The following is a 26,272-nucleotide window of genomic DNA, read 5'->3' as shown; positions in this document are numbered from 1 at the left end:
CATCGCGAAACCTCCGCGGATTTCGATGCGCGGGCGGACGATGCTGACGCCTGGCTCGTCCGCACACCGGTGGCGCCCAGCTCGTTCGGTGGGCGCCGACGTGCGGCTGTAGTACTGGACTGGCACCGTGGATCTCGACCTCTCCGCCGGCCGCTGGACGTGGGCGCTCGCCGGCGCGCTTTCGCTCGCCGGGTGCGCGGCCGCGCTCTCGCCCGGCCCTCAGCGCTCGCCGTCGCCTCCGCCCTCGGCGTCGCCCCCGCCCTCGGCGCAGGCGAGCAACCTGCTGCGGCAAGACTACGCAGGCTCCGCGGCGTGCGCGGCATGCCACGCGGAGATCCACGAGGCGTGGCGCCGGTCGCCGATGCACCGGATGACGCGGAGCGCGGGCCCGCAGGAAATCCAGGCGCCCTTCGACGGCGCGACCTTCTCGTTCAAGGGCGACACGGCCACCATGGAGACGCACGGCGGCCAGCGGTACATCCGGCTCGCCAGGGCGTCGCGCGGGGAGCAGATCTTTCGCATCACCAAGGTCATCGGCGGGCGCTACCGGGAGGATTACGTCGGCGTCGAGGTGACCGGCGTGGGCCCTCACGATCGCCCCGCGGGCGATCCGCGCGCCGAGCCGGTCATGCCGGTGTCGTGGCTGATCTCCGAGAAGACGTGGCGGTACAAGGGCTACTCCGTCATGGTCCCGGAGCGGGGCGAGCTCCGGCCGGGCACATCGTGGCGGCAGACGTGCATCTACTGCCACAACACCGCGCCGTACCTCGCCAGCCTCTACGACGACCTCCTCGACCGGCGCGCGCCCTACCAGGGGGCGGTGCCGGACCGGCTCCTGCCGGCCTCGCGCCGGTGGACGCTCGACGTGACCGATCCGGACGGGCTGCGGAGGGCGCTGGAGGACGAGATCGGGCACGTCCAGGGCGCGGCCCCGCGGCGCGGCACCCCGGACGACGAGCCGCTGCCCGCGCTCATCGAGGCGGCGCGCAAGGCGTCGCTGCGGCACGTGGACGAGGGCGATCTGATCGAGATCGGGATCGGGTGCGAGTCGTGCCACAACGGCTGCGCCGAGCACGCCCGCGACCAGACCCGCCGGCCGAGCTTCGAGGTACAGAGCCAGCTCCTCGCCGTGCGGGAGCCCGAGGGCCGGGCATCGACGCGCGCGGCCGCGCTGAACCGCGCCTGCGCACGCTGCCACAGCGTGCTCCTCTCGGTGTACCCGTACACCTGGGAGGGCGGCCGCCGCAGCGGAGATGCCGGGGGGAGCTCGATCAACTCGGGCGAGGCGCGCGATTTCCTGCTGGGCGGCTGCGCGAACGCGATGAGCTGCGTGGACTGCCACGACCCGCACGCCGAGGACGACCGCGGCGCGCTCCAGCGGATGGGGACCGTGGCGGGCAACGCGACCTGCGTTCGCTGCCACGCCGCCTACCAGGGCGGGGCGGCGCTGCAGGCGCACACGCACCACCCGCCGGACAGCGCCGGCAGCGCGTGCCTCGCGTGCCACATGCCCCGCAAGAACCTCGGCCTCGCCTACGAGCTCACGCGCTACCACCGCGTCGGCTCGCCGACCGATCGCGCGCGCGTCGAGGGCGACCGACCGATCGAGTGCGCGCTGTGCCACGCGGACCGGAGCGTCGCGAGCCTGATCGGCGACATGGAGCGGTGGTGGGGCAAGCGCTACCGCGCGGAGGCGCTGCGGGCGCTCTACGGGCCCGACCTCCAGGTGAACGCCCTCGAGGCCACGATCGCGCGCGGCCACCCGCACGAGCAGGTGGTCGCCGCGGTGACCCTGCTGGAGCGCATCGGCGCGCCGGCCCTCCCCAAGGTCGCGGGCATGCTCACCCACGACTACCCGTTGGCGCGCTACGTCGTCGGGCACGGGATGGCCGCGGCCGCGGGGCGGCCGCTCGCGATCGACCTCGACGGGGAGCGCGACACCATCGCCGCGGCGGCCGCGCTCTGGCTGAAGGCCGCGCCGGCCCCTCGGGGCCGCCCCTCGCCCTGAGCGAGCGGTAGCCCCTACGCCAGCGACGACTACCGCGGAGTGCTCGGGTCGCATGGGCTCATCCCGAGCATGAGCCGCGCTGGCGACTGCTGGGACAACGCCGTGGCCGAAAGCTTTTTCGCGACGCTGAAGGTGGAACTGGTCGAGGAGGAGCGCTACCCCACGCGAGCGGCCGTCATCGCGTCAATCGGCGACTACATCGAGAACTTCCATACGACGGACTTCGTGCCTTTGCGTCCCACGCCAACGCGGCTGGCAGCTCGCTCGCCCCCGGATCCAAAGGCGGATCCTGGGTCCAACCTGATCGATGTCGAGGTGCGGCTGTAGTACTAGAACACCGAGCACGTTGAAACCCGGAGAATTTTCACAGGGAGGCGGGGAGGCGGGGAGGAAGAAAAAGAAATGAATTTCTCCCTCTTGCCGTCTCTCGCTCCCCGCCTCCTCGCCTCCCTGTGAAATTCCTGCTTTTTCTCGTGGTTTCAACCCGTTTTTCGCTCTAGCTCACCACGGAGACATCCACGCTGGGTTGGATCACCGACGAGGTGCCGCCATGCCCCGAAATCCCTGCCCGCCCGCGCCGCGGCGGCGGCGCGCCGTGGCCCCCCACCTGCGTCACAGGCTCGCCCGTCTCGAGGTCGATCTCCTTCTTCGGCCCGTCGGGCCGGGGCGCCCTCGAGTCGAGGAGCGTCGCCCGGCGAACCCCGAGCGCCACGAGCTCGCGCGCGGCCACGGCGAGCTCGAGTCCCATGGTGACGTCGGCTCCCGCGGTGGTCGACTCGGCCGGCGGGGGCACATAGACGACCGCGCCGGCGCCGGCAGCCTCGATGTCTCGCAGGGCGTCGAACAGATGAGCGTCGCCGAGGAGGTCCGAGACGAGCGCGGCGCGGTGGGTGTACACGATGGCAGTGTCGCCGGCGTGCGCCGGCGCGCCGTGCGTCAGGAGGAGCAGCTGCCTCTCGCGACGTAGCGTGTACGTGTGCGCCCGCCACTCGCCGCTCAGGCCTGCGGGCCGGAACGGGGCGCTCCGGACGCGCGTGGCGACGTCCTCGCTCCGCACCCGGTGGCGGATGAGGTCGTCGATAGAGACGAGCGGCAGCCCCTGCCGCGCCGCGAAGCGCGCGAGGTCCCGGCGCCGCGCCATCGTCCCGTCGTCATTCAGGATCTCGCAGATGACGGCCGCCGGCAGCGCCCCGGCGAGCCGCGCCAGGTCGACCGCGCCCTCGGTGTGCCCCTCGCGCTCGAACACCCCGTCTCGGCGCGCCCGCAGCGGGAACACGTGCCCTGGCGACACGACATCTCGCGGCGACGCGTCCCGCGCGATCGCGGCCGCGACGGTGCGCGCCCGGTCGCGGGCGCTGATGCCGGTCGTGACGCCCTCGCGCGCCTCGATGCTCACCGTGAACGCCGTCGACCGGCGCGCGCCGGGCCGGGTCGCCATGAGCGGCAGCCCGAGGCGGTCCACCTGAGCTTCGGTGAGGGCGAGGCAGATCAGCCCACGGCCGTGGGTCGCCATGAAATTGATGGTGGCCGGCGTCGCGTGCTCCGCCAGGACGATGAGATCTCCCTCGTCCTCGCGCGCCTCGTCGTCGACGAGGATCACCATTCCGCCAGACTGGAGCTGCTCGACGGCAGCCTGAACACGCAACGTGGATGTCGAAACAGCCATGGATTCCTCTTCGCTCAGCGGGCCGGGAGCGGCGCCAGTCGATCGATCTCTTCACAGATCGGCCCCGGTCAGCCGGAAGCCCACGGCGGCGGCGTTCGCGTGCACCTGCTCCGGCGACGTCGCGCGATGCCGGCGTCGAGCGCCGCGCCGACGACCGCCGCCGTCCTCTGCTCGTCGATCCGGCCGCCGAAGTTGTTGCAGCCGAGGCCCACGACGGACACCTCGAGCGATCCAATCCGCCTCTTCTCCATCAGGTCATTCCTTGCAGCGTTGTGGGATCCAGCGAGTCGCCGGCGCCGGCGGGCGGGCCGCGCCACGCGGCCCGCGCCCCCGGGCCGTCAGCCCTTCGGCTTGCCGTTCGCGTCCCACTCGGCCCAGAAGCACTCGAGTCCGGTGTCCTTCAGCGCCCGGTTGAGGAAGCGCCGATCGGTCCAGGGCTCGACCTCGAACGTGCTCCTGATCAGGCCGTACTTCTTCGAGTCGGCGACCGCCGACTTGTACCGGGCGATGGCGTACTCGTCGAGCAACGGGCTGGCGTTCTGCTTCATGTCCTCGCCCTGCTGCGCTTCCTTGTAGTTCGCGAAGGGCGTGCCCGACTTCGACCACAGCTGGAATGCTTGCGTGCGGTTCTTCTCGTCCGCGAGCCACGACGCGGACTTCACCGCGAGCGTGATGATCTTCTGCACGACGTCGGGGTATTCGTTGATGAAGTCCTCCCGCGCGATGATGCCTGAATTGCTCGGGTAGGTCGGGGAATCCCCCTTCGTCGTGTAGACGACCTTCCCGATCCCCTGGTCGCGCAGCGAGAGGTAGTCGGTGCCGCCGAACACCGCGTCGATGTCCTTCGTGGCGATCGCCGCCTTCGCGGTGGAGGCATCCATGCTGATGGACCGGATGTCCTTCTCGCTCAGCCCGTGGCCCTCGAGGATCCGGTTCGCGGAAAGCTGCGAGGCCGTGCCCTTCTGGAAGGCCACCTTCTTGCCGCGCAGATCCTTGACGCCGGTGATCGGCGAGTCGGCGGGCACCACGAGGTAGGCGTGTCCGCGCCGGCTGGCGCTGGCCAGGAGCCGCGTCTTGAGGCCGCTCGCCCGACCGACGACGGAAGGCAGGTGACCGTGGGTCCAGATGTCGAGCAGGTTGTTCGCGACCGCCTCGTTCACGGCGGGGCCGGCGCCGCGGAAGAAGTTCCACTTCACCTCGATGCCGTCCTTCTTGAACTCCTCGGCCAGGGTCCCCTGGAGGTGCAAGAGGGAAAAGAAGCTTCCTCCGGTGACGGGGCGATTGCCCACGCCGACACCGGGCACCCCGACGCGGATCACGCTGGGCCCGGCGGCCCGGGCCCTGCCTGCCAGAAGCGCTGCCGACACCGCTGCTGCGGCGCCTCCCAAGAACTGACGTCTTTGCATGGCGCCGTGATATGCACCGTGCGTGCCATTCGATGAAATGCTTGGAATCAAGGGTCTGCCAGGCGGCGCTGTTGCCAGGGAAGCACCCGATCCGCAGGGCTGCTGGCGAGCGGCCCACGCGGCCCACGCGGCGCCGCGTCAGCCGCCGAGCCCTCCCGGCCGGGCGCTCGCGAAGATCGCGACGTTCCTCGGCGTCACCTCGGGCTCGAACACGATGGCCGCCTCGACCTCGTGCCCTCGCTCGCCGAGGGCCATCGCGCGATCCAGCGCGACCGCGACCTCCGTGAGCCGGGCCAGGAGCGCGCGCGGCAGCGTGAGCCGGCGCATCTGGCCGAACGCCGCGCGCGCCGCGACCTCGCGCTCGCGGAGCTCGGCCTCGGTCGCCGGGTCGAGGCCCCGCAGCGCGAGCGCCCTCGCCGCGAGCTCGCGCAGCCCGCCGTGCGCGCGCCGCCGGTTGATCCCGCGCATCTCCTCGCCCAACGCGACGTCGAGCCCGCGGCCGCGGAGCAGCGACAGCAGCGCGTGCCGCCGCTCGCGGGCCAGAAGCTCCTCGTCCAGGCTGGCCTCGACCCCCGCCGGGCGCGCCGTCAGGTTGGTGAGCCCCAGCGCCTCGCGCTTCAGGACGAGCCCCGCCGCCCTGGCCGCGGCCGAGAGCGGGGCGCGGGCCGGCGCGCCGATCTTCTGCAGGCAGCACGAGACGAGCGCGAGGTCGCAGGGCGCCTCGGCCGCCGCCGTCACCGTGCGGTCCCCGAGCTCGCCGCAGGCGTGCAGGCCGACCGCCAGGTCGTCCGGAGCGAACGCCAGCGCCTGCTCGAAGGCGTCGAACGCCACGAAGCGCGCCCGCCCCCCTGCAGCCAGCGCGGAGGCCGTGGCCACGCGGTCGGGCTCGCGCTCCAGGCCGACGGCATCGCGGTCGAAGCGCGCGGCGGCGAGGCGGGTGAAGTGGCCGTGCCCCGCCCCCACGTCGACGAGGCGGCGGGCGCGGGCGGCCATCGGCGCCACCGCGCCGAGCAGGGCCTCCAGCTGGAGCCGCTTGCGCGCCGGCACCGCCCGCAGCTCGTCCAGCGACGCCGGCGGGAGCGGCTGGACCGGTCGCCGCGGCAGCCTGGCCGCCTCGTCCGCGGCCCGCGCCAGGGCCACGAGGCCCGGGGGCGCGCCCTCGAGGCCGTCGATGCACGCCGCGAGCCCCTCGGCCTCGCAGCGGGCCAGCTCGGCGTCGGAGAGCGACAGGAGGAAGCCCGTCCAGCCCCGCGCCTCGCACCAGGCCGGCGGCGGTCCCTCGTCGACGCGGGCCTCGACGATGTCGAGCGCCGGCACGAGCACCTCGAGGGCGCGCGCGAGGCGCTGGGCGACGGAGGGAGGCGTGATCGACGGGGGCATGCGCGAGCCGGAGGCGGGGCGAGGACTACCGGATCCGCGCCGCGCCAGGAAGGCGCCTCGGGCGCGTGGCCTGGCGGCGAGCCCGACGGCCTGAGCTCGGCTCAGATCTCGAGCAGCACCTTGCCGGCCGTGGCGCGGCTCTCGAGGAGCTCGTGTGCTTCGGCCGCCCGCGCGAGCGGCAGGACGCGCTCGATCCGCGGCACGAGGGTGCCTTCGCGGTGGGCGTCGAAGACCGCGCTCGCCCGGCGCGAGAGCTCTTCGCGCGTCCTCACACACCCAGCGACGTTCTCGCCGCTCACGCTGACCGACTTCGCCATCGAGCGCCGGAGATCGAGCGCGTCCGGTGCTCCGCTCGCGAAACCGCAGAGGGCGATGTGGCCGGCAGCGCGAGGCCCTCGGCGCGGGCGCGCCCGAGGGGCGGTCGATACGGGGCCACGGGATCGGACGGATCCACGCGAGCAAGGCCAGTACGATGTCGGCCAAGGACGAAATCGCGGCAGCGAACCGTCGCGATCCGTCAGATCTCCCGCGCCGCCGTGGCGGCCAGACGCTCGTTCGCTTCCTCAGGGCGGGAGCGCGGTGATGAAGTCGCGGATGCACGCGATCTCGGTGTCGCTGAGCGCCGCGCCGCCGAACGGCATCCGTTCGTTGCACGGCGGGTCCGGCGTGACCTTCGTGTAGATCGCGCTGGCGTCCGGGTCGCCCGGGACGAGCACCGAGCTGCCGTTGCCGCACACGGACGCCTGGCCCCGGAGCGTGTTCTCCCACCCGGCGGCCAGCGAGAGGCCCGCCAGCTTGGTGTTCTCGTCATGGCAGCCGGCGGTGGCGCACTTCATCGCGACCAGCGCCGGCGCTTCGGAGCATCCGGTCGACCCCCCGCCCGTCGTGGCGCCGCCGCTGCCGGTCACCGCGGCGGAGCCGCCACCGGCCCCCTGGTCGTCCAGGGGGAATTCGTCCTCGTCCAAGGTCCCAGCGCAGTTCGGGAGGAGCGCGCCGCCGGTCAGCAGGGCGGCCGCGGTGAGCGCGGCGCGCCCGTAAAAGGAAGTCATGAACGTCACGTGCTACCTCTCTCAATAGACGTAGGCTCCGGCGAGCCGCAGTCCCAGGTATTGGTCGATGGCCCCGCCTGCGATGTACGCGTCGCCCTGCTCTGGCTGGAACGACGAGAAGAACCGGGCGTACTCGACGAGCAGGCGCGCCTCGATGCCGGTCGCGACCGGCATCATCACCCCGGCCAGCGCGCCGACGCCCTGCACGCTCGCCCCGGTGAACCGCTCGTAGACCGGGCCTGACGAGAGCGGCAGGATGTACTCGGCGCCCAGCGCCAGCGCGATCGGGCCGACCGGGAAGCGCCCGTCGAGGCCCGCCCGGAACAGGGTGTACGAGACGTTCGGCACCGTCCTGGCGAGGTCCGCCGGCGCGTCGATCTCGAAGGTCAGGAACCGCAGCCCGGCGGAGATCCCGAGCACGGACGCCTCGCCGAGCGACAGCCGCTCCCGGAGCCCCAGGTTGATGCGCTCGTAGGTGGTGCTGATCGGGTCTCCGCTGCCCACCGCCGAGTCGAGGCCGAGCGCCCGCGCATACCCCGCGGTGACCCCGAGGCCCTTGAGCACCGCGATGTCCGTCGACGCGAGCGGGTACAGCTCGCCCGAGACCGACAGCGCGGGCTGTCCGAAGACGCTGTAGGGCGGGAGGTTCCGCGTGCGCGGATCGGAGTAGTCGAACCAGCGGCCGACGAACTCGACGCCGAGCTCGATCGAGAAGAGCGCCGAGCCGGCCTCGTGCGGCTTGCGCTCGCCGCCCTTCCCGCCCTCGTCGGCGTCCCTCTTCTCGCCGCCTTCGTCCTTCTCCTCGTCCCCCCCGTTCCCAGCCGCGCCTTCGCCTTCCCGGTCGCCCTTCGCCTCGTCCTCCTCGGCGGGCGGCGGCGCGATCTGCGCCAGCGTCGGGCCGAGCAGCTCTTCCAGCGCCCTCTTGCGGTCGTCCCGCGAGCCGCTCAGCGGCACCGCGCTGTCCACGGCGAGGTCGCCGGCGTTCTCGTCGACGTAGACGAGGTGGACCTCTTTCTTCTTCTTGTTGGTGCGCGAGACGCCGTAGATCACCCCTTCTGCCTTCGCAGCCTTGCCTGCCTTGCGGATGCGGTCGATGGCCTTCTTCCGCTGAGCCTTCGACACGAGCGTCTCCCCGACGGGCTTGGTCTGGCCGGCGCCTTTCAGCGACGTCGAGAACGCGTCAGGGTCCACGACCCCCAGCGTCTCCGGCACGATGGCGAGGATGTCCTCGCGGATGTCATCCGCGTTGGGGCCTTCGATGCGCACCGCGATCGACTTCGACGCCTTGGGGGCGGCGAGCGTGGCGGGCGCGAGCGCGAACGTCGCGGCGGTCGCGGCGGACAGCCCGAGCAGGATCCGCCCGCAGAGGCTCATGGAAAGGAACAGCGTTGTAGTTCTAATGGGTTTGCGCACGGGCCTCTCGCTAGCGGCAGAGACGTCAACCGGGGCTTGCACGCGCGTCAGCCTACAGGGGACCTGGACGAGCTCCCGCAGGCTGTGGAGTGAAGGCGGCCCCTTCGATGCATGGACAAGTTGCTGGCACAGCGTCGCTTTTCCAGGGGGGTCGTATAGAAAATTTGTCTGTCAACCCAGAGCAGGTCCCGCAGTGTGACGGAACCTGGAGCACCTGATCCCGGACGGGCCGATGTGATGACACCGTGCACCCGAGGAGGGGCTGACCAGAGCCCGCCGCAACATAGGTCACGCCGCACCCAAAGCTGCCGTCCGGCCGCCTTCGGATCTCGGAGAATTCCGGTGGACAATAGATCTCACGACAGCCGAACCGAGGCTCGCCGTGGTCTCCAGTGCATTGGAATTGACAAAACGCCAAGCACCATCGCTCGGCGATCGCTTCCGTGATGGCCGACCGAACGAGATCGGTGCCAAAACCGATCAGATGACGAAGGTCTCGGTGCGCATGACAACCCACCCGAAACGAAGCAAAAGGAACCCTGTCGAGGGGAATGTGAACGATCACATGGCCGGTGTCAACGCCAATTGACGGGCCCGCGGGGATACCCCCGAGCCCGAGGGAGGGCAAGGCTGCCGGGGGTCCTCCAGCGCGCCGCGTCAACATGGGCGGAGGCCGGACCGCGTTGATCGCCGGCCCGCCCGACGCGCTCGAAGCCGAGCAGCGCATCGCCGGTTGGCGCTCGACGCTTCGAGCCCGCCGGTGCCTGGGCGCCGCCTCTCGTGCGCCGCGATCTTGTGCGCGGTAACTCGAACGCGCGGTCCAGCGCGAGCTCGCCCGCTGCTCCTGCGCTCGCCGGACCTCTCCGAGCTCGGGCGCCGCGGCCGGCCGCCGCTGCGCGCCCATCGGGATCGAGGATAGCCGCGCGTCGGCCGAACCTGGTTGACGCCAGACATGTGAACGTTCACAATCTGATTCTCCGAGCTGCGATAACCTGGCTGAGGTCGCTTCTTACATGGCAGGAGAAGTCGGATGTCGATGAGCATGAAGCTGATGAGTGCGGTGTTGATGAGCGTCGGCATTGGTTTTGCGGGCGCAGCATGGGCCGCGAACGGGACCGCGGACGTCCCCGGTTCTGTTGCCGAGGGGAAGGATTTTGGCTGCGGTGCAAAAGGACAGAAGGCCTGTCCGATGCAGGGCTGGATGAAGACGGTGATGCAGTCGGCGACCACGAGCGGCGACGGCGCAAAGATCGCGTCTGCGCTGGAATACGTGGCGTCGAAGCCGCCGCCCGGGATGCCCAAGTGGGTCGCGATCTCGAAGGATGGCGCGGAAAAGGCCAAGAAGGGCGATATCGACGGCGCCAAGGCGAGCTGCAAGGCCTGCCACGATCTGTACAAGGCGGAGTACAAGGCGAAGCTCCGCGACGCCGCCTTCTGAGGCGCCTCTCTCTGCTCGCTTTCTTGAGCCCGAGGCAGGCCGACGTATCGCACGGGCAGGCCCGCCATCTCGCCGTCTCGCCGGGCCGTGGTACGAGCCGAGCGCATCGGAGAGCTCACACGGGCGCCGCTGCCCACCCTCGGGATCGAGGATGCCCGCGCGCCGCTCCACTTCTGGTTGACACCGGCAATGTGAACGCTCACAATGCCTTCTCGGGGTGTGCTTTTGCTTTGCCCTGGACAGGCCGTCGTGCGCGCCGGCCCTTCGTCCCCGGGATCGGGATCGATCTCGGCACCGGGTACGTTCGTTCGGTCGTCGAGCGCGCGTGCAGCGGCGCGTTCGCGGGGGCATCGCTCGCGCCATGCCGCGCTCTGAGCGCGAGGCCTCACCTGCGATCCGCACACGCACCGGTTCACTCAGCTTTCAGCCGTACATAACCAACATCGTCGAGGCTGCCGTGCCTTCATACGCAGCGACAAATCGTCGCTCTCGCTGGATTGAGCCTGGTGGGATGCGGCTCGTCGGATCCAGAGCCGGCCCCGGGAAGGTGGAGCACCCCGTCTCGGGCAAGAGCGGGGAGCGACGGCGCCCATGGAACGACCAGCGGTGGGACGACCACGTTCACGCCGAGCGGCGCGGCGTTCGTGATGTGGAGCGCCTTGCAGTTCTTCATGGGAGTCCTCCTCGCCCCCCGGGGTTCTGGGAACGACATGGCGATGGCGCGGCCAAGCAGGAACTCGATGGCTCCATTGTAACGATAAACGGAGACGCAACCACAAGGAGCTCGATGTTCGGATCGCGTTTGGATTTCCTAGCCTCACCCAGCTTCCTCTAACATTTCATCCTAGCAAGAGCGTTCCATGCCAATCGCAAAACGAATCGGTGTACTACGTTCACTCATGAGCCGCTCGTTTGGCCTTGCGGCGCCGCTCGCGATCGTCGTTGCCAGCGGGTGCACGGGCGTCTTGGGAGTCGAGGGCGAGACGGCCCCGGCGACCGAGACGCCGCCGGCGGCCGAGTGTGGCGCCACCCCTGCGCTGGCCAAACCGCGCATCTGGCGGTTGACCAACACCCAGCTTGCCAACACCTTGCGCGACGAGTTCGACATCCAGCCGGCAGCGCTCGCGAACTTGCCGAGCGAGGCCAGGCTCGACGGCTTCGCCAACCAGGCCTCAGACCTGCGAATCGCGCCGCTCCTCGCCGACGTATATTTCGCCGTCGGTGAAGAGCTCGGGGCGCACGCGCTGCAGAACCCCGACAAGTTTGGGATCGCTTGCGACGTCGACAGCTTGGCTCCTGGCCCTTGCCTGGACGGTTTCGTCACCGAAACGGGGCGAAAGCTCTGGCGCCGCCCGCTCTCGACGACTGAAGTCACCTCCTTCAGCGCGCTCTTCGCCAAGACCGCTGCGCAGGGCGAAGGTCCTGCCGGAGGCGTCAAGAGCGTCGTGGAGGCGCTGTTCATGTCGCCGAACAGCCTGCACCGCACGGAGCTCGGCACGGTGAAGGATACCGGAGCGGTGACGACGCTGACGGACCACGAGATCGCTTCGGCGCTCTCGTACCTGCTCTGGGATAGCGCGCCGGATGCTGAGCTCACCGCGCTCGCAGATCAAGGGGAGCTGCGCGACCGTACAGTGCTCTTGGCCCAGGCCAAGCGCCTTTTCGATGCGCGCGACAAGGCGGCGCCGGCCATGAACCACTTCTTCGAGCAGTGGCTGGAGCTCGAGAATCTCTCGAATTCGGTGAAAGAGGCCAGCGTCTTTCCGATGGTGACGCCCGAGCTGACCGCCGATTTGAAAGAGGAGTTGCGCCTGTTCACGAACAGCGTACTCTTCGACGAGGGAGCGGATCGTCGCTTCGACTCGCTGTTCACGGGCACCTACGCGTTCGTGAACGAGCGCACCGCTCCGCTCTACGGTTTGAGCGGGGTGACCGGCGACGCCATGGTGCGTCGCGAGCTCAATCCGACGGAACGCCGAGGCATCTTCACCTCGCTACCGTTTCTCTGGGGCCACGCGCACAGCCAAGATACGGGCCTCGTCGGGCGCGGCTCCTACGTCCGCGCAGAGGTCCTATGCCACCGCGTGCCGCTGCCGCCCGGCGGTATTCCGAATCCCGGCCGTTTTGCCGAGCCGAACGCCACGGGTCGGCAAAGACTCGGCATTCATGCGAGTCCGGGCTGCGCCGTCTGTCACGATCTGTTCGATGGAATCGGGTTTGCGCTCGAGAACTACGATGCTATCGGTCGCTACAGAACGACGGATCACGAGCAGCCGATCGATGCAAGCGGCAGCCTGCCGCTGCCGAGCGAGGAGAATGCGCTTCCCGGAATCGCGTTTTCCAATTTCGTGGAGCTCGTGGACGAGTTGGCGCAAAAGCCGGATGTCTACGGCTGCTTCGCCCAGCAGTTCGCCGCCTACGCTTCAGGATACGACTTGCCGGAGCTCGACGCCTGTGAGAAGGAGCGCCTCGTGGACGAATTTGCGCGCTCACAGCACGGGATTGATCAATTGGTGCTGAGCGTGATCGCGTCGCCCAGCTTCATCGACCGGAGGAACTAGGAGTTCGCCATGCGCAACGTGAAATTTTCCCGGCGTACGATGCTTCGTGGCCTCGGTTACGGAACGCTCTTCTGTTCTGGGCTGGCCGACAACCTCTACGCCCAAACCGTTCCGCGAATCACGCGCGTCGCCATGTTCGGCTACGCAAATGGCTCTCAGTATCAATCGGAGCCGACCGGAGGCGAAAGAAATTTCGTGCTCAAGCCGCACATGGCGCCGCTCGAAGCGGTGCGCGACGACATCCTGGTGTTCAAGAACCTGACGCTCAAACGCGACGGCGGTAACGCGCACCGCTCGGCGTCGTTTTCGGTGTTCGGCCTCGGCGCGCGGACCAGCATCGACCAGGAGTTCGCCAGGTTCCTCAAGGACACGACCCCCCTGGCATCGCTGGAGATCGCGGTCGGTCAGACGTCCGGCGACGGCGGCGTCATCCCCGGACTGTCTCAGGTCGATGGCAGGTTCATCCCCAGCGTCAAAAACCCGCTGGCTGCGTATCAGCGCATCGCCGACCGCATCAGCGGGGGCGGCATGTCCATGAACACGCCGAGCGCCGCCGAGCAGGCACTGCTCCGCCGTCAGAGCGTGCTCGACTTCATCAAGGACGATGTCCGGTCCTTCCGCGGGCGGCTCGGGCCGGAGGAGGCCGCCAAGATGGACTTCTACCTCGAGTCGCTGCGCACGCTCGAACGCGATGTCGGCGGCAGCATCCCCACAGAGAACTCGTGCAAGCAGATCGGGTCGACGCTGCTCAGCAAGGACACCATGATGAACGACATGCCGGAGCACAGCCGGCTGTACCTCGACGTCATGGCGATGGCTTTCGCCTGCAACATCACTCGCGTGGCGACCATGATGTGGGGCGGCGGCGAAAACAACGAAGCCGTCAAGTTCGGTGACATCGATATCTCAGCCTGGCACTCCATCTCACACGGCGATCCGGACGGCGCTCCTGGACAACAAATCACTCGGCTCCAGGCCTATTTCGCGGGAGAGTTCCGCTATTTCATCGAAAAGCTGAAAGGCCTCTCCGACGGCGAGTTCTCGGTGCTCGACAACACCGCAGCGGTTCTTTGCACCCAGAACGGCAGCAGCCAGTTGGGCTCCGGCCAGAACTTCGCCGAGACCGACCACCCGCCCCAACACGCACCTTTCGTGGTCGCCGGCAGCTGTGGAGGTGCTTGGAAGACCGGGCGCATGCTCGACGCCGGTGGGCGCAATCACAACGACGTTTATGTCAGCATCGCCCGGGCGATCGGCATGAACGTCACGTCTGTCGGCCGCGCTGACTGGTGTCGAGGTCCGCTCATCACTTAGCTGGCGGCCGATCGCGGCGCGACAACGGCAGTGCCGCGCCGCTCCGCGGGTTCCCGATCCCGTGACCGAGCCCCGCAGGCTGTGGAGTGAAGGCGCGCGCCCGGTGGGTGCATTCCTCGACGAAAGGTACGCCGCGCGACGCGGCAGCGCGCGGTGGCGCTGCGCCGTCTCGCGCAGCACAGTGCCCTGAAGCGTCCCGGCGCGTACCCGCCGCCCACGAGGACCCATGGGACGAGCCTTCTCCGAGCTGGACGACGACCTCATCGGCTTCCTGGCCGAGCAGCGCCTCTTCTTCGTGGCCTCCGCCCCCTCGGGCAGCGGCGCGCACGTCAACCTGTCGCCGAAGGGGCACGACACCTTCCGCGTGCTCGACCCGCGGACCGTGGCCTACATCGACCTGACCGGCAGCGGCGTCGAGACCATCGCGCACCTGCGCGACAACGGCCGCATCACGCCGAAGGTTCACCATTTCCTTCTACGGAACGTGGTGTCAAGGTGGATCCGGGTCACCCAGGCGCCTCGCGGGTGAGGCGCCTGGAGAGACGACGAGAGGAGAGGAAATGAGCGGCGGGCTGTTCTCGAATGACGCGATCACGACCGCACCGGGCTGCGCCGCCGCGGCCATCGCTTGGCGCCATCGGGGCCGTATCCATGCGACGATCGTGGTCAAGGCGACATTTTGCCTCGTGCCCGACGGCACCATGCGACGGGTCGAGCCCGAGCGCATCGTCGAGCACGACGTTCCGCACCACGACGACCCGAGCAGCAGCGCCCGGATCACCCGCGATCTGGCACCTCATCTGACCAAGGTCGATGTCGTCCTGACGGGACACGCCTATTCGCCCATCGAAGCGCCGGCGCAGTCGGTGCAGGTGGGCTTGGCGGTGACTGACGACGGGCGCACGCTCCTGCAGAAGTCGCTCCTCGTCCGCCACACCGCGCCATTCCAGCGAGTTCCCCTCGTGTACGAGCGGGCGTTCGGCGGGGCGGGGCATGTCGACAACCCCGTCGGTCTGGGGGCGCTCCCCGGTGACGGGCAGCCCAACCTCGTCGCGCCGGCCGAGCCGCGCAGGCCCGCGTGTCTCGGCCCGATCGGCGGGACATGGCCCTCCCGGCGCAAGCTCCTCGGCGCGTGCGAGAGGACGAGCATCGAGGCTCCGTTCGCGGAGATCCCCGATGATTTTGCGTGGGAATACTTCCAGGCAGCGCCGCCCGATCAGCGGCTCGACCGCCTGCGCGGCGGTGAGTGGATCGTGCTCCACGGGGTGCGCCCCGGCGTGCCGCGCCTCGCCACGAGGGTGCCGCGCGCGCGCGGCCTCGCGAGCGTCTCCGGATTGACCGAACACGGCATCTCGGATGGGACGCTCGTGCTCACCGCGGACACGCTCCGTATCGACGCCGACGAGGAGCGGTGCACGCTCGTGTGGCGCGGGCAACTCGCGCTGCCCAGCCGCTCGGCGCTCGCGTCCATGCGGGCGGTCGCGTCCGTGGAGGTCGAGGGAGAGCCGCTGTCATGGCCAGAGAGCTCGACGCCGGCTGGGAGGGCGCAGCCGGCGCCGATCCCCACGGTCTCCGGCAAGTCGGAGGCCGGGGTCACCGCCGGCGCCGCGCGGCACGGCGCCACGCCTTCGAGGGCGCGCCTGCTCCACACCGTTCCGCTGGAGGATGAGCCCGAGGGGGCGCCGCGCCCGAAGGCCGCCACGCTGCCGTTCCGTCCGGACCTGCCGCCAGCGCTTCCACCGGCGCCGGCGCCTCAACCTCGGCGCCGAGGACGCGAAGATCTCCTCACCACGCGACCGTTCCCGACCGCCACGGGAATGGTATCGCAGAGGCTGGAGCGCGGCACGCTGCCGTTCGTGACGAATCGTCCGTCGGACAGCGCGCCGCACCCCGTTCGCGGCGCATCTCCCGCCGAGATCGAAGAACCAGCGCACCGCGCGCCTGCCGTCGAACGCGACGGCGCTGCTTCGCCGGCCGCGGAGCCTCCGCCGCCGGATAGCCCGCCGCGAGCGGCGCCGGGGCTCGACGCGTCGCCGGCGGGTTCGGCGGTGCCCCCGAGCCCCGCGGCGCCGCGAGCCGCCGGGGCCGCGCCCAGGAGGGTTTACGCGGCGGAGCCGCAGGCCTCCTCCGAGGGTGAGCCTCCGCCGCCGGCGCTGCAGCCACCGCCGCGAGCGCCGGAGGCTCCCGTTCGTTCGGTGGACGTGAAGCGCGTGCTCTACGGCCGCTTCACCCGGTGACGGCCATCGCAGCGGAACATCGGGCGAGAATCGCCGTATCGCTTGACGTGGTCGGCATTCCGCGGTTTCTTGATATCCATGTCGGCAAAACACCCGCTCACGATCCGCCTGGAATCCGCGGCGTTCCGCTGCGATCACGTGCGGGTCCGCACGCTCCGCGGCCGTGAGGTCATCTCGCAGCTCTTCTCATTCCAGCTCTCGATCGTTTGCCTCGATCCCGAGGGGCTGCCGAGGGATGAGGTCGTGGGCGCCGAGGTGACGATCGTCATGGAGCGGGACGGCGTCGTGCTCAGGCGTGTTCACGGCATGATCGCCGAGCTCGTGGACCGCCTGGAGGTCGAGGCGGAACACCGGAGCTACGATCTGCTCCTCGTCCCGCGCGCGTGGCGCCTCACGCTGGTCGAGACGCAGGAGATCTTGATGGATCTCACCATTCCACAGATGATCCAGCAGAAGATCGAGCTCGTGGGCATCGCGTCGGATGTCCAGCAGCGGCTCCTCGAGGCCTATCCGCCGCGCGAGTTCGTCGTGCAGTACAGGGAGAGCGACCTCGCGTTCATCTCGCGCATCGCGGAGCACCTCGGGATCAGCTTCTTCTTCGAGCACGGCGAGGAGCGCGAGGTGCTGGTGTTCACCGATCACATGGCGGGGTTCGGCGCCGTGGGCGACGGCGGCGACGTGGCCTTCCGGCCCAGGGGCGAGCGGCGCGACGTCTTCTCGCTGGAGGTGAAGACACGCCTCATCCCGGCCGGGTACGTCGTACAGGACTACAACTATCGACATCCGCGCATCGACCTGACGGCGCATCACGAGCTCCCCGCGGCGTACGCGGGAGGCGTCGTGGAGTACGGCACGCACTTCAAGACGCCGGAAGAAGGGAAATTCTTCGCCCGGGTCCGCGCCGAAGAGCGCCAGTCCACGCGCGATGTCTATGTCGGGGAGAGCGATATTCCCGCCTTCGGCGCCGGCCTCCGGTTCACGCTGGAGGGACACCGCCACGTGGAGGAGAGCGGCCTCCTGCTCGTCGAGGTCGAGCACGAGGCGAACCAGGTCGTGGGGGGGCACGGCGGCGTCGAGAGCGCGCCTTCCTACAGGAACTCGTTTCGCGCGATCCCCGCGAGCCGTGCGTACAGGCCGCCCAGGATCACGCCGAGGCCGCGGATCCACGGGCTGCTCAGCGGGGTCGTGGAGTCGAACGCCGTGGGGCGGCACGCGCGGATCGATCCGAAGGGCAGGTACACCGTCCAGTTCCATTTCGACACGGCGGCGGGCGGCGGCGCCAGGGCGTCGCGTCCGGTGCGCATGGCGCAGCCGCACGCAGGACCGGGCTACGGCATGCATTTCCCTGTCAAGCCGGGGACGGAGGTGCTGCTCGGGTTCATCGACGGCGATCCTGACAGGCCGATCATCGTCGGCGCCATCCCCAACGAGTCGGCGCCATCCCCGGTCACGGCCTCGAACGCGCACGTCAACCAGATCAGGACCGTCTCGGGCATCGTCGTCGAGCTCGACGATTACGTCTGAGCACGACGCGGAGTCCAGCGCTCGGCGCCTACATCCTCGGGAAGAGCGACGCCCCCCGCCGGAGGACCGGGATCAACCGCCGAGGTTGTGCTTTTTACCTTTGAAATTCAGGCCATCGGCGGCCAAGCGGAGCCGATTGTCCTTGGTGTGTTGCAGCACGGCTTTACCCTGCGAGAGAATCACCGCGCCGGCGCCGCCTCGCTCCAGAGCGGCGCTCTCCTGGTTCAGGACCAGCTGGCCGCCGTCCTCGAAGTTGAGCGTCAAGTCGTTGTCGGAGAGCTCCAGATAAGATTTTCCGGCAAAGACGGAGAACTTCTTGGCATGGATCTCGATGCCGCCATGAGTGATGCGGAGCTGGTTGTCGCCCACGTTGAGCTCGATGATGCCCTCAGCCTCCGTAGCGCCGACGTCGATCCGGAGCACCTCTGCCGCTTCGAGGAAGATTTGACTCGTGCGCGGCTCCTGCGCTGAACGCTCGCGCCTGCCGATCGCGATCGTATCCCCCTTGAGCTCGATCGTGCCACCGGCCTGGTGCTTGTCGGTCGACGCCTCGATCGAGATCTTTTCCGCGGAGTGCACGTTCACCGACTTGCTACCGAACACCTTCACGGAGCCCGTCGCGGCCGTGATGCCGACGTCGTCCCCCGCCCAGATCGTCGCGTCGATCAGGCCGAAGATCGCCGGGTACGTGGAAACGAGGGCGAGCCCCGCCACGCCGTGGACGACGGTATACGCGGGGCTGAAGATCGAGATGCCGCCCGCCCCGAAGAGCGTGACGCCCGGGACCACGGCGGCGGCGCCCAACGCGCCGAAGGCGACGGCGCTACAGGCCACGGCCGCGCCGGCGATCTCCAGGAACTGCTTCCTGCGCGGCGTCTCGGCGCGATCTTCCCGGTAGCTCTGCACCGCGTCGTAGGCGAGCTTGCTAGCGACGAGCATGTCGAACACGGTGAAGGTGATTGCAAGGGCGTCAATCGCCCCGGTGTCCGGCGTGCTGTCGAACGTTGCACCGTCGTCCCGCTTGACCTTGAGGCCGGCGCTGATGGTGACGCCGCCCTTTCCCGCCACGTACGCCGTGCCGTTCGAGCTGAGGATCGCTTTCCCGCTCGATCCTTGCTGGTGCAGCTGCGCGAAGCCGTCTCCAGCTTCGCCGCCGTCGGCCTGGAGAAAGACGTCTCCGCCCGCATGCGCGAAGATACGCCCGTTGCGCGCGCTGAGGTAGATGTTCGAGTCGGCGTCGAGGCCGCAGCCGTCGACGTTCGAGAAGGTGCCCGCCGGGCTGCTGGGGACGCCGGCCCCGAGGAAGAGGCGCGCGTGGTCGAACGGCACCTCGACCTTGAAGCGCTGTGCGTTCGTGTCCACGAACTCGATGTCGCCGGGGTCGACACCGGCTCCCGAGAGCGATGCGGAGAGCGGCGAGCCCGAGAGGCGGAGCGTGGCCTGGGCGGGGCCGATCGCATCCGGCACGTAGGTGACCGCGATCACCGTCGGCACCGACGTGCTCGGCACCTTCGCGGGCGAGATCGTGAACGTGCCCCCGCTCTCCGGGCCCAGCACGAGCTCGACGTCGCTGCCGGTCGCGTTCGTGACGAAGAGCACCTCCACGCGGGTCTGCCCGACCGGCACGTCGCCGAAGGCGATCGCGCTGGGCTCGATCGCCAGGCTCGGGATGCTCGTGCCGGAGAGCGCGCAGCGCCCGAGCTCGCCCGACTGGCCTGTCGCCGTCAGGGTCGCCCTGTGCGTGCCTTCGGCCGCCGACTGGTATTGCAGGAACAACTCGGCCTCTCGCCCGGCGTCGACGGTCGTCGTGTCGCTCAGGACGCTGAACTCGACGGTGCCGGGATCGAGCGCGAGGCTCACCGCCTCGTCCGTGCCGTTCTGCACCACGACCACGCTCACGTCGGCCGCCCCTGCGGGCACGGGCCCGAAGCGCAGCGCGGCGGCGGAGAAGGTCAATGAGCCCGAGCTGCTGGTGGGGTCGGCGGTCGGCTGGGTCGACGTCATGGCGGCGACCACTATGCCGGAAGACGGCCCCGGCCCATACCCCTAACGCTACTGCGGGAAGTCGGAGGGGGGAGCGAACCGCCAAGGCGCCAAGGGCGCCAAGAAACCAGGGGAAAGAGAGGGAAAATGCCGGGACGGCACGTTCTCTCTCCCCTTGGCGGCCTTGGCGCCTTGGCGGTTTTTCTGCCGATCCGGGGCAACTTCCCGCAGTAGTGCTAAGCGCAGCCTTCTGCTATACGGCCCGGATGGGTAGCCCCGAAGACGCCGAGAGCGCGATCAAAGCGATGCAAGAGGCCATGAAGGCGAGCGGCGCCGCGACCCCTGCCGAGCCGGGCGCGATGCCGATCGACTGGTCCACGGAGGCGACGCCCGCCGCGGCGAACGGCGTGCAGGTCCTGCACTCGCCGCGCCAGTTCGCCGTCGTGTTCACCGAGCACGCGCCGTTCCCGGGCCGCAACGCGCTCGATGGGCGCGCCGGAGCGGAGCGCGCGCGTGTGGTCTCCTCGCTGCGGCTCGACCCCGAGACGTATTTCCAGGCGCTCTGCGTGATGGCGTCGAACTGGAACCGCTTCGTGGAGGCGCATATCCCGCCGCAGATGCGACAGCCGCGCTTCAAGCTGCTCGACGCCGGCGACGGGCAGCTCTACGGGATCAAGCGTCCCAAGGAAGAAGACGACGGCGCGTGACGCGGAGAAGGGCACTTTTCCCCCTGGGCGCCCGGCGCCTCCGGTAGGATGGTGCGTGCGCCGGGCCGGCGCCAAGGAGCCTCGATGACCGCAGCCACCGTCGTCACGAACCGCGCTCATCTGATGGAGCTCTGCGCTCAGGGCAGGGCGCGGGGTGTGCGCGTCGAGGCGCTGGACCTCGCCGGCGTCGATCTGCGCGAGATGGACCTCCAGCGAACGCAGTGGGTGAGCGTGTCGCTCGCGGGGGCCAAGCTCGCCGGGTCGCGGCTCACCGGCGCGCAGTTCTCGGGGGTCGAGCTCGCCGGGGCCGACTTCACCGGCGCCGACCTGGCCGATGCCCGGCTCCTCGGCGCAAACCTCGCGCAGGCGCTCCTCGTGGAGGCCAACCTGGAGGGAGCCGATCTGACCGGGGCCGATCTGCGCGAGGCGCGCTTCCTCCGCACGGACCTCTCGGACGTCACGCTCGCGGGCGCGTCGCTCGCCGGTCTGGATCTCATGACGTGCCGTGTGGGGAGCTCCGCGCTCGGCGCGGCCGATCTTCGGGGAGCACGCTTCTTTCTGGCGGACTTCAGCGGCGCTGACCTCACGACGTGCAAGCTGGACGAGCGCACCGAGCTCCGCCAGTGCCTGCTCGAGCGAGTCGAGGGCTCGGGTGTGAGCTTCCGTGGCGCGAGCCTCGAGGATGCCAATCTGTCCGACGCCAGGCTCGAGGGAGCCGATCTGCGCGGGGTCAAGGCGGGCCAGAGCTGCTTCGCGCGGGCCGATCTGCGGCGAGCCAAGCTCATGGGCCTCCAGGGCAAGCGCGCGGACTTCACCGAGGCGAGGCTCGATGGGGCCGATCTCTCGCAGGCCCTCCTCGAGGACGCCGAGCTCGTCCGCGTCAGGGCGCCGGGGGTGCAGCTCCGAGGCGCAAAGCTGGGTCAGGCCAGGCTCGGCAACGCCGATCTGCGCGGCGCCTCGCTGGAGGGCGCCTCGCTTTCGTGGGCAGACCTTTCCCACGCGGACCTGAGCCACGCCACGCTGGACCATGCCATTCTCGATTTCGCGAACACGCATCGCGCGAACATGAGCCAGGCCCGGCTCTCGGGCGCGAGCAGAAATGGCCTTCGCGGGACCGATCCAGACCGGGCGGCGGCGGAAGATTTCTCTACCAACGGGTGACGTCATGAAGACAGGACATGGGGCAGCGCAGCGAGGAGGAGTGTCCGTCCAGCCCGTGGTCGAGGCGCTCGTGCTGGGCGTGGAGGAGGGGCGCGTCCGACTGCGCGGCGTTTCGCGCTCGGAGACCGAGTGGACTGCCCGCATCGCGGTGCCGGGTTATCGCCCTACGACGGGCGATCGCGTGCTCGTTCAGGAGGCGGACTCGGGCACCGTCTACGTGACGGGCGTCGTGCACGCCGCGCAGCCATCCCAGCTCGTGGCGCCTTCCGGGGCGAGGGCGACCGTCGATGGGCAGGTGCTCGCGCTCTTCGATCCCGGAGGCGCGCTGGTCGCGAGCCTGGATGGTGCCACGGGCGAGCTGAGGATCTCCGCGACGTCCGATCTCCAGCTCTCGGCGCCGGCCGGACGCGTGATCCTCTCGGCAGGCGTGGACGGGAGCAAGATCGAGCTGACGCAGGAGTCGATCGCGCTGGCGAGCGAGAAGGCGCGCGTCTCCGCGGGAGCGCTCGCGGTCGATGCCGTCAAGGCGGACTGGGCGGTGGGCCAGTGGGAGCTGCGCGCCGGCCGCGTCATCGAGCGCGCCATGGACGTGTTTCACGACGTGGAAGGGCTCCTCGAGACGCGCGCCGGGCGCCTTCGCACGCTGGTGTCGAGCACCCTCGAGCTGCTCGGGCGCCGGACGACGATCACGTCGGAGAAAGACACGCGCATCGACGGCGAGCGCGTGCTGCTCGGCTAGCGGCAGGAAAAGCAGGAGAGAGCGCGATGATGCCAGCGGGATCGAAGGGTGGGGGCACGTGCATGGGCATGCCCGACGTGTGCAAGGTTCCGGCGCCGCCGGCCCCGCCCATCCCGATACCGTTTCCCAACATGGCCATGGTGAGCAACGCCACGGCGACCTCGACGAAGGTGATGATCGAGAACAAGCACGCTGTCGTCGAGATGTCCGAGATACCGGCCAGCACCGGCGATCAGGCGGGGACCGCGGGGGGTGTCGTCTCCGGGACGGTGGCGCAGAAGGTGGTGTTCAAGCGCGGCAGCTCGAAGGTCAAGATCGAGGGGAAGGGCGCCGTGTACCTCACGGCGCAGACGGCGCATAACGGCGCCAGCGCCAACATGCCGGCGGGGCTCCACGACTCTCCGAGCCAGGCCAAGGTCCTGGTCGCGCCCTGAGCCATGCTCGATCTGCCGCTTCGCCGCAGGGAGACGGTGCCCGTCGTCACCGATGGATCCATCGCCGCGGCCGTCCGCCCGTGGCAGCTCCAGCCGCCGCAGGACGCGCTCGTGGTGGTGGTGAAGAGCTCGATGACGATCGTCCCGGAGGGGCTGGCCGAGCCGCTCCCGCCGGGCGATCAGGAGCCCCCGACCGGGGACGTGTACTTCGACGAGGATCCACAAGGGACTGTCAGGTACGCGTCCGACCATGCGCCTTTCAAGCCGAGCGCCGATATCTTGATGGTGGGGCACGCGTACGCGCAGCCGCAGCGATCCGGCGTCACGAACGTGCAGCTCGCCTTCGGCCAGGCGTTGCGGCTCTCGCTGGCGGCGATCGGCGATCGGAGGTGGCAGACGAGCGGGCCGTCGGCGCCGAGCCCGTTCGATCGCATCCCGCTCCGCTACGAGCGGGCCTTCGGCGGGCCGGGGTACGAGGAGAATCCCGTGGGCAGGGGTGTCATCCAGGGGGTCGCCGGACCCTGGCTGCCGAACCTGGAGCGGGGGGACAAGCTGCTTCGCGGCGAGCTGGATCGCCCGGCCCCCGTGTGCTTCGCGCCGGTCCCCGCCACCTGGGCGCTCCGGGCCTCGCGGCTGGGCACGTACGACAGCGCCTGGCTCAAGGAGCGATGGCCGTATTTCCCGCGGGACTTCGACTGGAGGTACTTCAACGCGGCGCCGCCCGAGCAGCAGATCGCCTATCCGCGCGGCGACGAGGACTTCTATCTGGCGGGCGTGCACCCCAGGCTCTCGGTCATCAACGGCAAGCTCCCTGGCCTCGCGCCCCGGGCCTTCGCGCAGCCGTCCCGCGAGGCGGGCGGCAAGCTCCGGGAGATCCCGCTGAACCTGGACACGGTGTGGTTCGACGCGGACGCGCTGAAGGTCTGTCTGGTGTGGCGTGGCATCCTCCATGTCACGCGTGAGGACGCGCCCGAGATAGCGCTGCTCTATGCTTGCATGGATGACGTTCATGCCAAGACGGCGATCGAGACCGTACAGCAGCGATTCCTTGCCCGGATCGAGGGCGAGACGGCTCCTCGGGTCTCGAACGCGCCGGGCCCCGAGGCCCCGCCGCCTGTCGGCAGCGCCGAGGACGGGTTCCTGGCGGGGCCGGTAAAGCTACCGCCCGCGATGCCGAGGGAGGAGGCAGCGGCGCTCGTGGCATCCGGGGCCGTCCTGTCGGGCGTGAGCTTCTTTCATTGCGACCTCACCGACATGGACTTTCGCGGCAAGGACCTCACGGGCGCGCGTTTCAGCGGTGCCAGGCTCGAGGGGGCGCTCTTCGACAGCGCGGTTCTCGCGGGTGCTGATCTCGACCGCGTCTCGGCGGCGCGCGCGAGCTTCAAGGGCGCGAACCTCACCGGTGCGAACCTCTCCGCAGCGAACCTGACGAATGCGATCTTCTCTGGTGCGACGCTCACCGATGCGACGCTCGCCGATGCCAGCGCTTCCGGGGCAGCGTTCGACGGCGCGGAGCTCGCGCGAGCCAACCTGGCCGACGCGACGCTGAACGGCGCCGCCTTCGACGGGGCCAGCGCCGCCGGCGCGACGTTCTCGGGCGCGGCGCTGCGCCTCGCGACGTTTCGGCGCGCGGTCCTCGACGACGCGCAGATGTATGATTGTTCAGCGGAGGAGTCGAGCTTCGACGACGCGTCCATGGTCCGGTTCAGGGCGGATGACGCGAAGCTGTCGAAGGGCTCATTTCAGCGCGTCAGGGCGTCCGGGTGCTCGTTTCAGGCCGCCGAGCTCCGGTCGGCGAACTTCACGGAAGCGGATCTGAGCGCAGGGATCTTCTCGTACAGCGAGCTCGATCATGCCGTGTTCCACCGGGTGACGGCCAAGGGCGCTCGTTTCCGGCACGCCAGGATCTCCCGGGCGCATGCGGTCAGGGCGAACTTCATGGAGGCCGATTTCGAGAGCGCCGATCTGAGCCATGCCGATCTTCGTGGCGCGAACCTCTACTCGGCCGAGACGTGGAAGGCCACCTTGGATCAAACGCGCCTGGATCAGGCGCTCTTGGCAGGCTCGAAGCTCGCCAGGAGCTAGAGCGACAAACGGGTTGAAACCCCGGAAAAGAACAGGAATTTGAACCGCCAAGCGCGCCAAGGACGCCAAGATTCTGTTTTGTTCTTGGCGTCCTTGGCGCCTTGGCGGCTAATTTCTTGCTCGATCAACGTGATCGGCGTCCTAGGCGGAGGGCGGGCGCCTTCGCCTTCGGAGCATCATCAGGAGGCGCGTGAGCTCAGAGCCCACGGGTCTCGCCGACGTCGAGGATCCAGAGGCGCTCCATGTCGCCGCGGCCCTTCAGGAAGGCCTCGCGCGCGCGGACCGGCGGCTCGCCGATCGGCTCGTCGGTGAGCTTGTACGTGCCCCAGTGCATCGCGACGAAGGTGCGCGCGCCGAGCAGCTCTGCGGCCTGCACGGCCTCTTCCGGGCCCATGTGCTGCGGCTCCATGAACCAGCGCGGGGCGTAGGCGCCGATGGGCAACATGGCCCAGTCGATGGAGCCGCCGCTGCGCGCGCCGATCTCGGCGAAGGCGTCGAAGAAGCCGGTGTCGCCCGAGTGGTACGCGGTGCCCTCGGGGCCGCGGATCACGAAGCCGCCCCAGAGCGCCTCGTTCCTGTCCCAGGGCATGCGCATCGACCAGTGCCGCGCGGGCACCAGCGTGATCTCGACCTGACCGACGTGGACGGACTGCCACCACGCGAGCTCGTCGATCGCGCCCGCGCCCAGCTTCGCGAGGAGCGCGCCGTTGCCCTGCGGCACCACGAAGCGGGGCCGGAGCGAGGCGTTCTTCTTGCCGAGCTTGCCCGGGTGCACGGCGTGCGCCGCGAGGATGCGCGACAGCGTGGGCGCGTCGAGGTGATCGCGGTGGTTGTGCGTGATCAGCACCAGATCGATCTCGGTGAGGTCCTCGATCGGGATGCCCGCCGGGGCGAGCCGCTTCGTGGTGCCGAGGCCTGTCGCGAGGATGGGATCGATCAGGATGCGCAGGCCGCCCAGCACCAGCAGGAACGACGCGTGGCCGATCCACGTGAGCGAGGCGCGGCCGCTCTCGACGAGCGAGCGGTCGTACGTGCGGTGCGGCGTGACGAAGCCGTCGGCGACGGCCTTCTCGCGGGCGCCGAGCTTCCACTTGAGGACGTCGGCCGGGCCGCGCGCGGGCGTGGTGGCGAGATGATCGAAGCGTCCCACGCCCGGCGGTATACCAC

General features: G+C 69.6%; 20 protein-coding genes and 3 pseudogenes. 14 read left to right on the top strand and 9 right to left on the bottom strand.

Features of this window, described 5'->3' with window-relative positions:
• Positions 1-127 precede the first annotated feature (127 nt).
• Positions 128-2,008, top strand: a complete 1,881-nt coding sequence (locus WMF45_RS13140; RefSeq protein WP_437717248.1) for a cytochrome c3 family protein — start codon at positions 128-130, stop codon at positions 2,006-2,008.
• A 6-nt stretch (positions 2,009-2,014) separates the two neighbouring features.
• Positions 2,015-2,221 (top strand): annotated as a pseudogene (locus tag WMF45_RS13135) (integrase core domain-containing protein); the annotation flags it as partial.
• Between the two features lie 283 nt (positions 2,222-2,504).
• On the opposite strand, the gene ribB reads toward WMF45_RS13135, so the two are convergent.
• From ribB to WMF45_RS13100, 7 genes and pseudogenes are all read right to left on the bottom strand, one after another.
• A complete protein-coding gene (gene ribB, locus WMF45_RS13130) occupies positions 2,505-3,674 on the bottom strand; it encodes a 3,4-dihydroxy-2-butanone-4-phosphate synthase (protein WP_437717247.1) in 1,170 nt (389 codons plus the stop codon).
• A gap of 125 nt (positions 3,675-3,799) precedes the next feature.
• Positions 3,800-3,925 (bottom strand): annotated as a pseudogene (locus WMF45_RS13125) (aldo/keto reductase); the annotation flags it as partial.
• Positions 3,926-4,012: 87 nt separating this feature from the next.
• The gene (locus tag WMF45_RS13120; RefSeq protein ID WP_437717246.1) at positions 4,013-5,080 is read right to left on the bottom strand and encodes an ABC transporter substrate-binding protein; all 1,068 of its coding nucleotides are present in this window, start codon (positions 5,078-5,080) and stop codon (positions 4,013-4,015) included.
• 138 nt (positions 5,081-5,218) lie between these two features.
• On the bottom strand, positions 5,219-6,460 hold the full coding sequence (locus WMF45_RS13115; RefSeq protein WP_437717245.1) for a methyltransferase: 1,242 nt from the start codon (positions 6,458-6,460) through the stop codon (positions 5,219-5,221).
• Positions 6,461-6,561: 101 nt separating this feature from the next.
• Entirely contained in the window at positions 6,562-6,777 is a 216-nt protein-coding gene (locus WMF45_RS13110) for a zinc-binding dehydrogenase (RefSeq protein WP_437717244.1), read from the bottom strand.
• A gap of 246 nt (positions 6,778-7,023) precedes the next feature.
• On the bottom strand, positions 7,024-7,518 hold the full coding sequence (locus tag WMF45_RS13105; protein WP_437717243.1) for a hypothetical protein: 495 nt from the start codon (positions 7,516-7,518) through the stop codon (positions 7,024-7,026).
• 12 nt (positions 7,519-7,530) lie between these two features.
• Positions 7,531-8,922: a hypothetical protein gene (locus WMF45_RS13100; RefSeq protein ID WP_437717242.1), complete on the bottom strand. Its 1,392-nt coding sequence runs from the start codon at positions 8,920-8,922 to the stop codon at positions 7,531-7,533.
• A gap of 382 nt (positions 8,923-9,304) precedes the next feature.
• Between WMF45_RS13100 and WMF45_RS13095 the strand changes: the two genes are divergently transcribed.
• The 7 genes and pseudogenes from WMF45_RS13095 to WMF45_RS13065 all read left to right on the top strand — a co-directional run bounded on the left by WMF45_RS13095 (position 9,305) and on the right by WMF45_RS13065 (position 17,996).
• Positions 9,305-9,511: a hypothetical protein gene (locus WMF45_RS13095; protein WP_437717241.1), complete on the top strand. Its 207-nt coding sequence runs from the start codon at positions 9,305-9,307 to the stop codon at positions 9,509-9,511.
• A 447-nt stretch (positions 9,512-9,958) separates the two neighbouring features.
• A complete protein-coding gene (locus WMF45_RS13090; protein WP_231864794.1) occupies positions 9,959-10,360 on the top strand; it encodes a hypothetical protein in 402 nt (133 codons plus the stop codon).
• A gap of 899 nt (positions 10,361-11,259) precedes the next feature.
• The gene (locus WMF45_RS13085) at positions 11,260-12,921 is read left to right on the top strand and encodes a DUF1592 domain-containing protein (protein ID WP_437717240.1); all 1,662 of its coding nucleotides are present in this window, start codon (positions 11,260-11,262) and stop codon (positions 12,919-12,921) included.
• Positions 12,922-12,930: 9 nt separating this feature from the next.
• The gene (locus WMF45_RS13080) at positions 12,931-14,235 is read left to right on the top strand and encodes a DUF1552 domain-containing protein (protein ID WP_437717239.1); all 1,305 of its coding nucleotides are present in this window, start codon (positions 12,931-12,933) and stop codon (positions 14,233-14,235) included.
• A gap of 226 nt (positions 14,236-14,461) precedes the next feature.
• Positions 14,462-14,689 (top strand): annotated as a pseudogene (locus WMF45_RS13075) (pyridoxamine 5'-phosphate oxidase family protein); the annotation flags it as partial.
• Positions 14,690-14,795: 106 nt separating this feature from the next.
• Positions 14,796-16,472 carry a DUF2169 family type VI secretion system accessory protein gene (locus tag WMF45_RS13070; protein ID WP_437717238.1) on the top strand — a complete coding sequence of 559 codons (1,677 nt, stop codon included), beginning with the start codon at positions 14,796-14,798 and terminating at the stop codon, positions 16,470-16,472.
• Positions 16,473-16,550: 78 nt separating this feature from the next.
• The gene (locus tag WMF45_RS13065) at positions 16,551-17,996 is read left to right on the top strand and encodes a type VI secretion system Vgr family protein (protein ID WP_437717237.1); all 1,446 of its coding nucleotides are present in this window, start codon (positions 16,551-16,553) and stop codon (positions 17,994-17,996) included.
• A 72-nt stretch (positions 17,997-18,068) separates the two neighbouring features.
• Here the strand turns inward: WMF45_RS13065 and WMF45_RS13060 are convergent, their stop codons facing one another.
• Positions 18,069-20,000, bottom strand: coding sequence for a hypothetical protein (locus WMF45_RS13060; RefSeq protein ID WP_437717236.1), 1,932 nt, complete (start codon positions 19,998-20,000; stop codon positions 18,069-18,071).
• A 245-nt stretch (positions 20,001-20,245) separates the two neighbouring features.
• On the opposite strand from WMF45_RS13060, the gene WMF45_RS13055 reads away from it, so the two are divergent.
• The 5 genes from WMF45_RS13055 (at position 20,246) to WMF45_RS13035 (ending at position 25,105) form a co-directional block, all read left to right on the top strand.
• Entirely contained in the window at positions 20,246-20,686 is a 441-nt protein-coding gene (locus WMF45_RS13055; protein WP_437717235.1) for a hypothetical protein, read from the top strand.
• 84 nt (positions 20,687-20,770) lie between these two features.
• Positions 20,771-21,847 carry a pentapeptide repeat-containing protein gene (locus WMF45_RS13050; protein WP_437717234.1) on the top strand — a complete coding sequence of 359 codons (1,077 nt, stop codon included), beginning with the start codon at positions 20,771-20,773 and terminating at the stop codon, positions 21,845-21,847.
• Between the two features lie 4 nt (positions 21,848-21,851).
• A complete protein-coding gene (locus WMF45_RS13045) occupies positions 21,852-22,586 on the top strand; it encodes a DUF3540 domain-containing protein (protein ID WP_437717233.1) in 735 nt (244 codons plus the stop codon).
• Positions 22,587-22,612: 26 nt separating this feature from the next.
• Positions 22,613-23,020 (top strand): PAAR-like domain-containing protein, encoded by a 408-nt coding sequence (locus WMF45_RS13040; RefSeq protein ID WP_437717232.1) that lies wholly within the window; start codon positions 22,613-22,615, stop codon positions 23,018-23,020.
• 3 nt (positions 23,021-23,023) lie between these two features.
• A complete protein-coding gene (locus tag WMF45_RS13035; RefSeq protein ID WP_437717231.1) occupies positions 23,024-25,105 on the top strand; it encodes a DUF2169 family type VI secretion system accessory protein in 2,082 nt (693 codons plus the stop codon).
• Positions 25,106-25,301: 196 nt separating this feature from the next.
• Here the strand turns inward: WMF45_RS13035 and WMF45_RS13030 are convergent, their stop codons facing one another.
• Positions 25,302-26,255 (bottom strand): MBL fold metallo-hydrolase, encoded by a 954-nt coding sequence (locus WMF45_RS13030; protein ID WP_437717230.1) that lies wholly within the window; start codon positions 26,253-26,255, stop codon positions 25,302-25,304.
• Between the last annotated feature and the right edge of the window lie 17 nt (positions 26,256-26,272).

Origin of the sequence: Sorangium sp. So ce448 (assembly GCF_051520915.1) — a bacterium.
In the GTDB taxonomy this organism is placed as follows: Bacteria; Myxococcota_A; Polyangia; order Polyangiales; family Polyangiaceae; genus Sorangium; species Sorangium cellulosum_B.
This window is presented reverse-complemented; position numbering and strand designations above follow the sequence as displayed.

Coding starts and splice junctions, on each gene's coding strand:
- WMF45_RS13090 (WP_231864794.1), top strand. CDS start 9,959: ATGAGCATGAAGCTGATGAGTGCGGTGTTGATGAGCGTCGGCATTGGT.
- WMF45_RS13110 (WP_437717244.1), bottom strand. CDS start 6,777: ATGGCGAAGTCGGTCAGCGTGAGCGGCGAGAACGTCGCTGGGTGTGTG.
- WMF45_RS13065 (WP_437717237.1), top strand. CDS start 16,551: ATGTCGGCAAAACACCCGCTCACGATCCGCCTGGAATCCGCGGCGTTC.
- WMF45_RS13070 (WP_437717238.1), top strand. CDS start 14,796: ATGAGCGGCGGGCTGTTCTCGAATGACGCGATCACGACCGCACCGGGC.
- WMF45_RS13115 (WP_437717245.1), bottom strand. CDS start 6,460: ATGCCCCCGTCGATCACGCCTCCCTCCGTCGCCCAGCGCCTCGCGCGC.
- WMF45_RS13080 (WP_437717239.1), top strand. CDS start 12,931: ATGCGCAACGTGAAATTTTCCCGGCGTACGATGCTTCGTGGCCTCGGT.
- WMF45_RS13035 (WP_437717231.1), top strand. CDS start 23,024: ATGCTCGATCTGCCGCTTCGCCGCAGGGAGACGGTGCCCGTCGTCACC.
- WMF45_RS13045 (WP_437717233.1), top strand. CDS start 21,852: ATGAAGACAGGACATGGGGCAGCGCAGCGAGGAGGAGTGTCCGTCCAG.
- WMF45_RS13040 (WP_437717232.1), top strand. CDS start 22,613: ATGATGCCAGCGGGATCGAAGGGTGGGGGCACGTGCATGGGCATGCCC.
- WMF45_RS13055 (WP_437717235.1), top strand. CDS start 20,246: ATGGGTAGCCCCGAAGACGCCGAGAGCGCGATCAAAGCGATGCAAGAG.
- ribB (WP_437717247.1), bottom strand. CDS start 3,674: ATGGCTGTTTCGACATCCACGTTGCGTGTTCAGGCTGCCGTCGAGCAG.
- WMF45_RS13085 (WP_437717240.1), top strand. CDS start 11,260: ATGAGCCGCTCGTTTGGCCTTGCGGCGCCGCTCGCGATCGTCGTTGCC.
- WMF45_RS13050 (WP_437717234.1), top strand. CDS start 20,771: ATGACCGCAGCCACCGTCGTCACGAACCGCGCTCATCTGATGGAGCTC.
- WMF45_RS13060 (WP_437717236.1), bottom strand. CDS start 20,000: ATGACGTCGACCCAGCCGACCGCCGACCCCACCAGCAGCTCGGGCTCA.
- WMF45_RS13120 (WP_437717246.1), bottom strand. CDS start 5,080: ATGCAAAGACGTCAGTTCTTGGGAGGCGCCGCAGCAGCGGTGTCGGCA.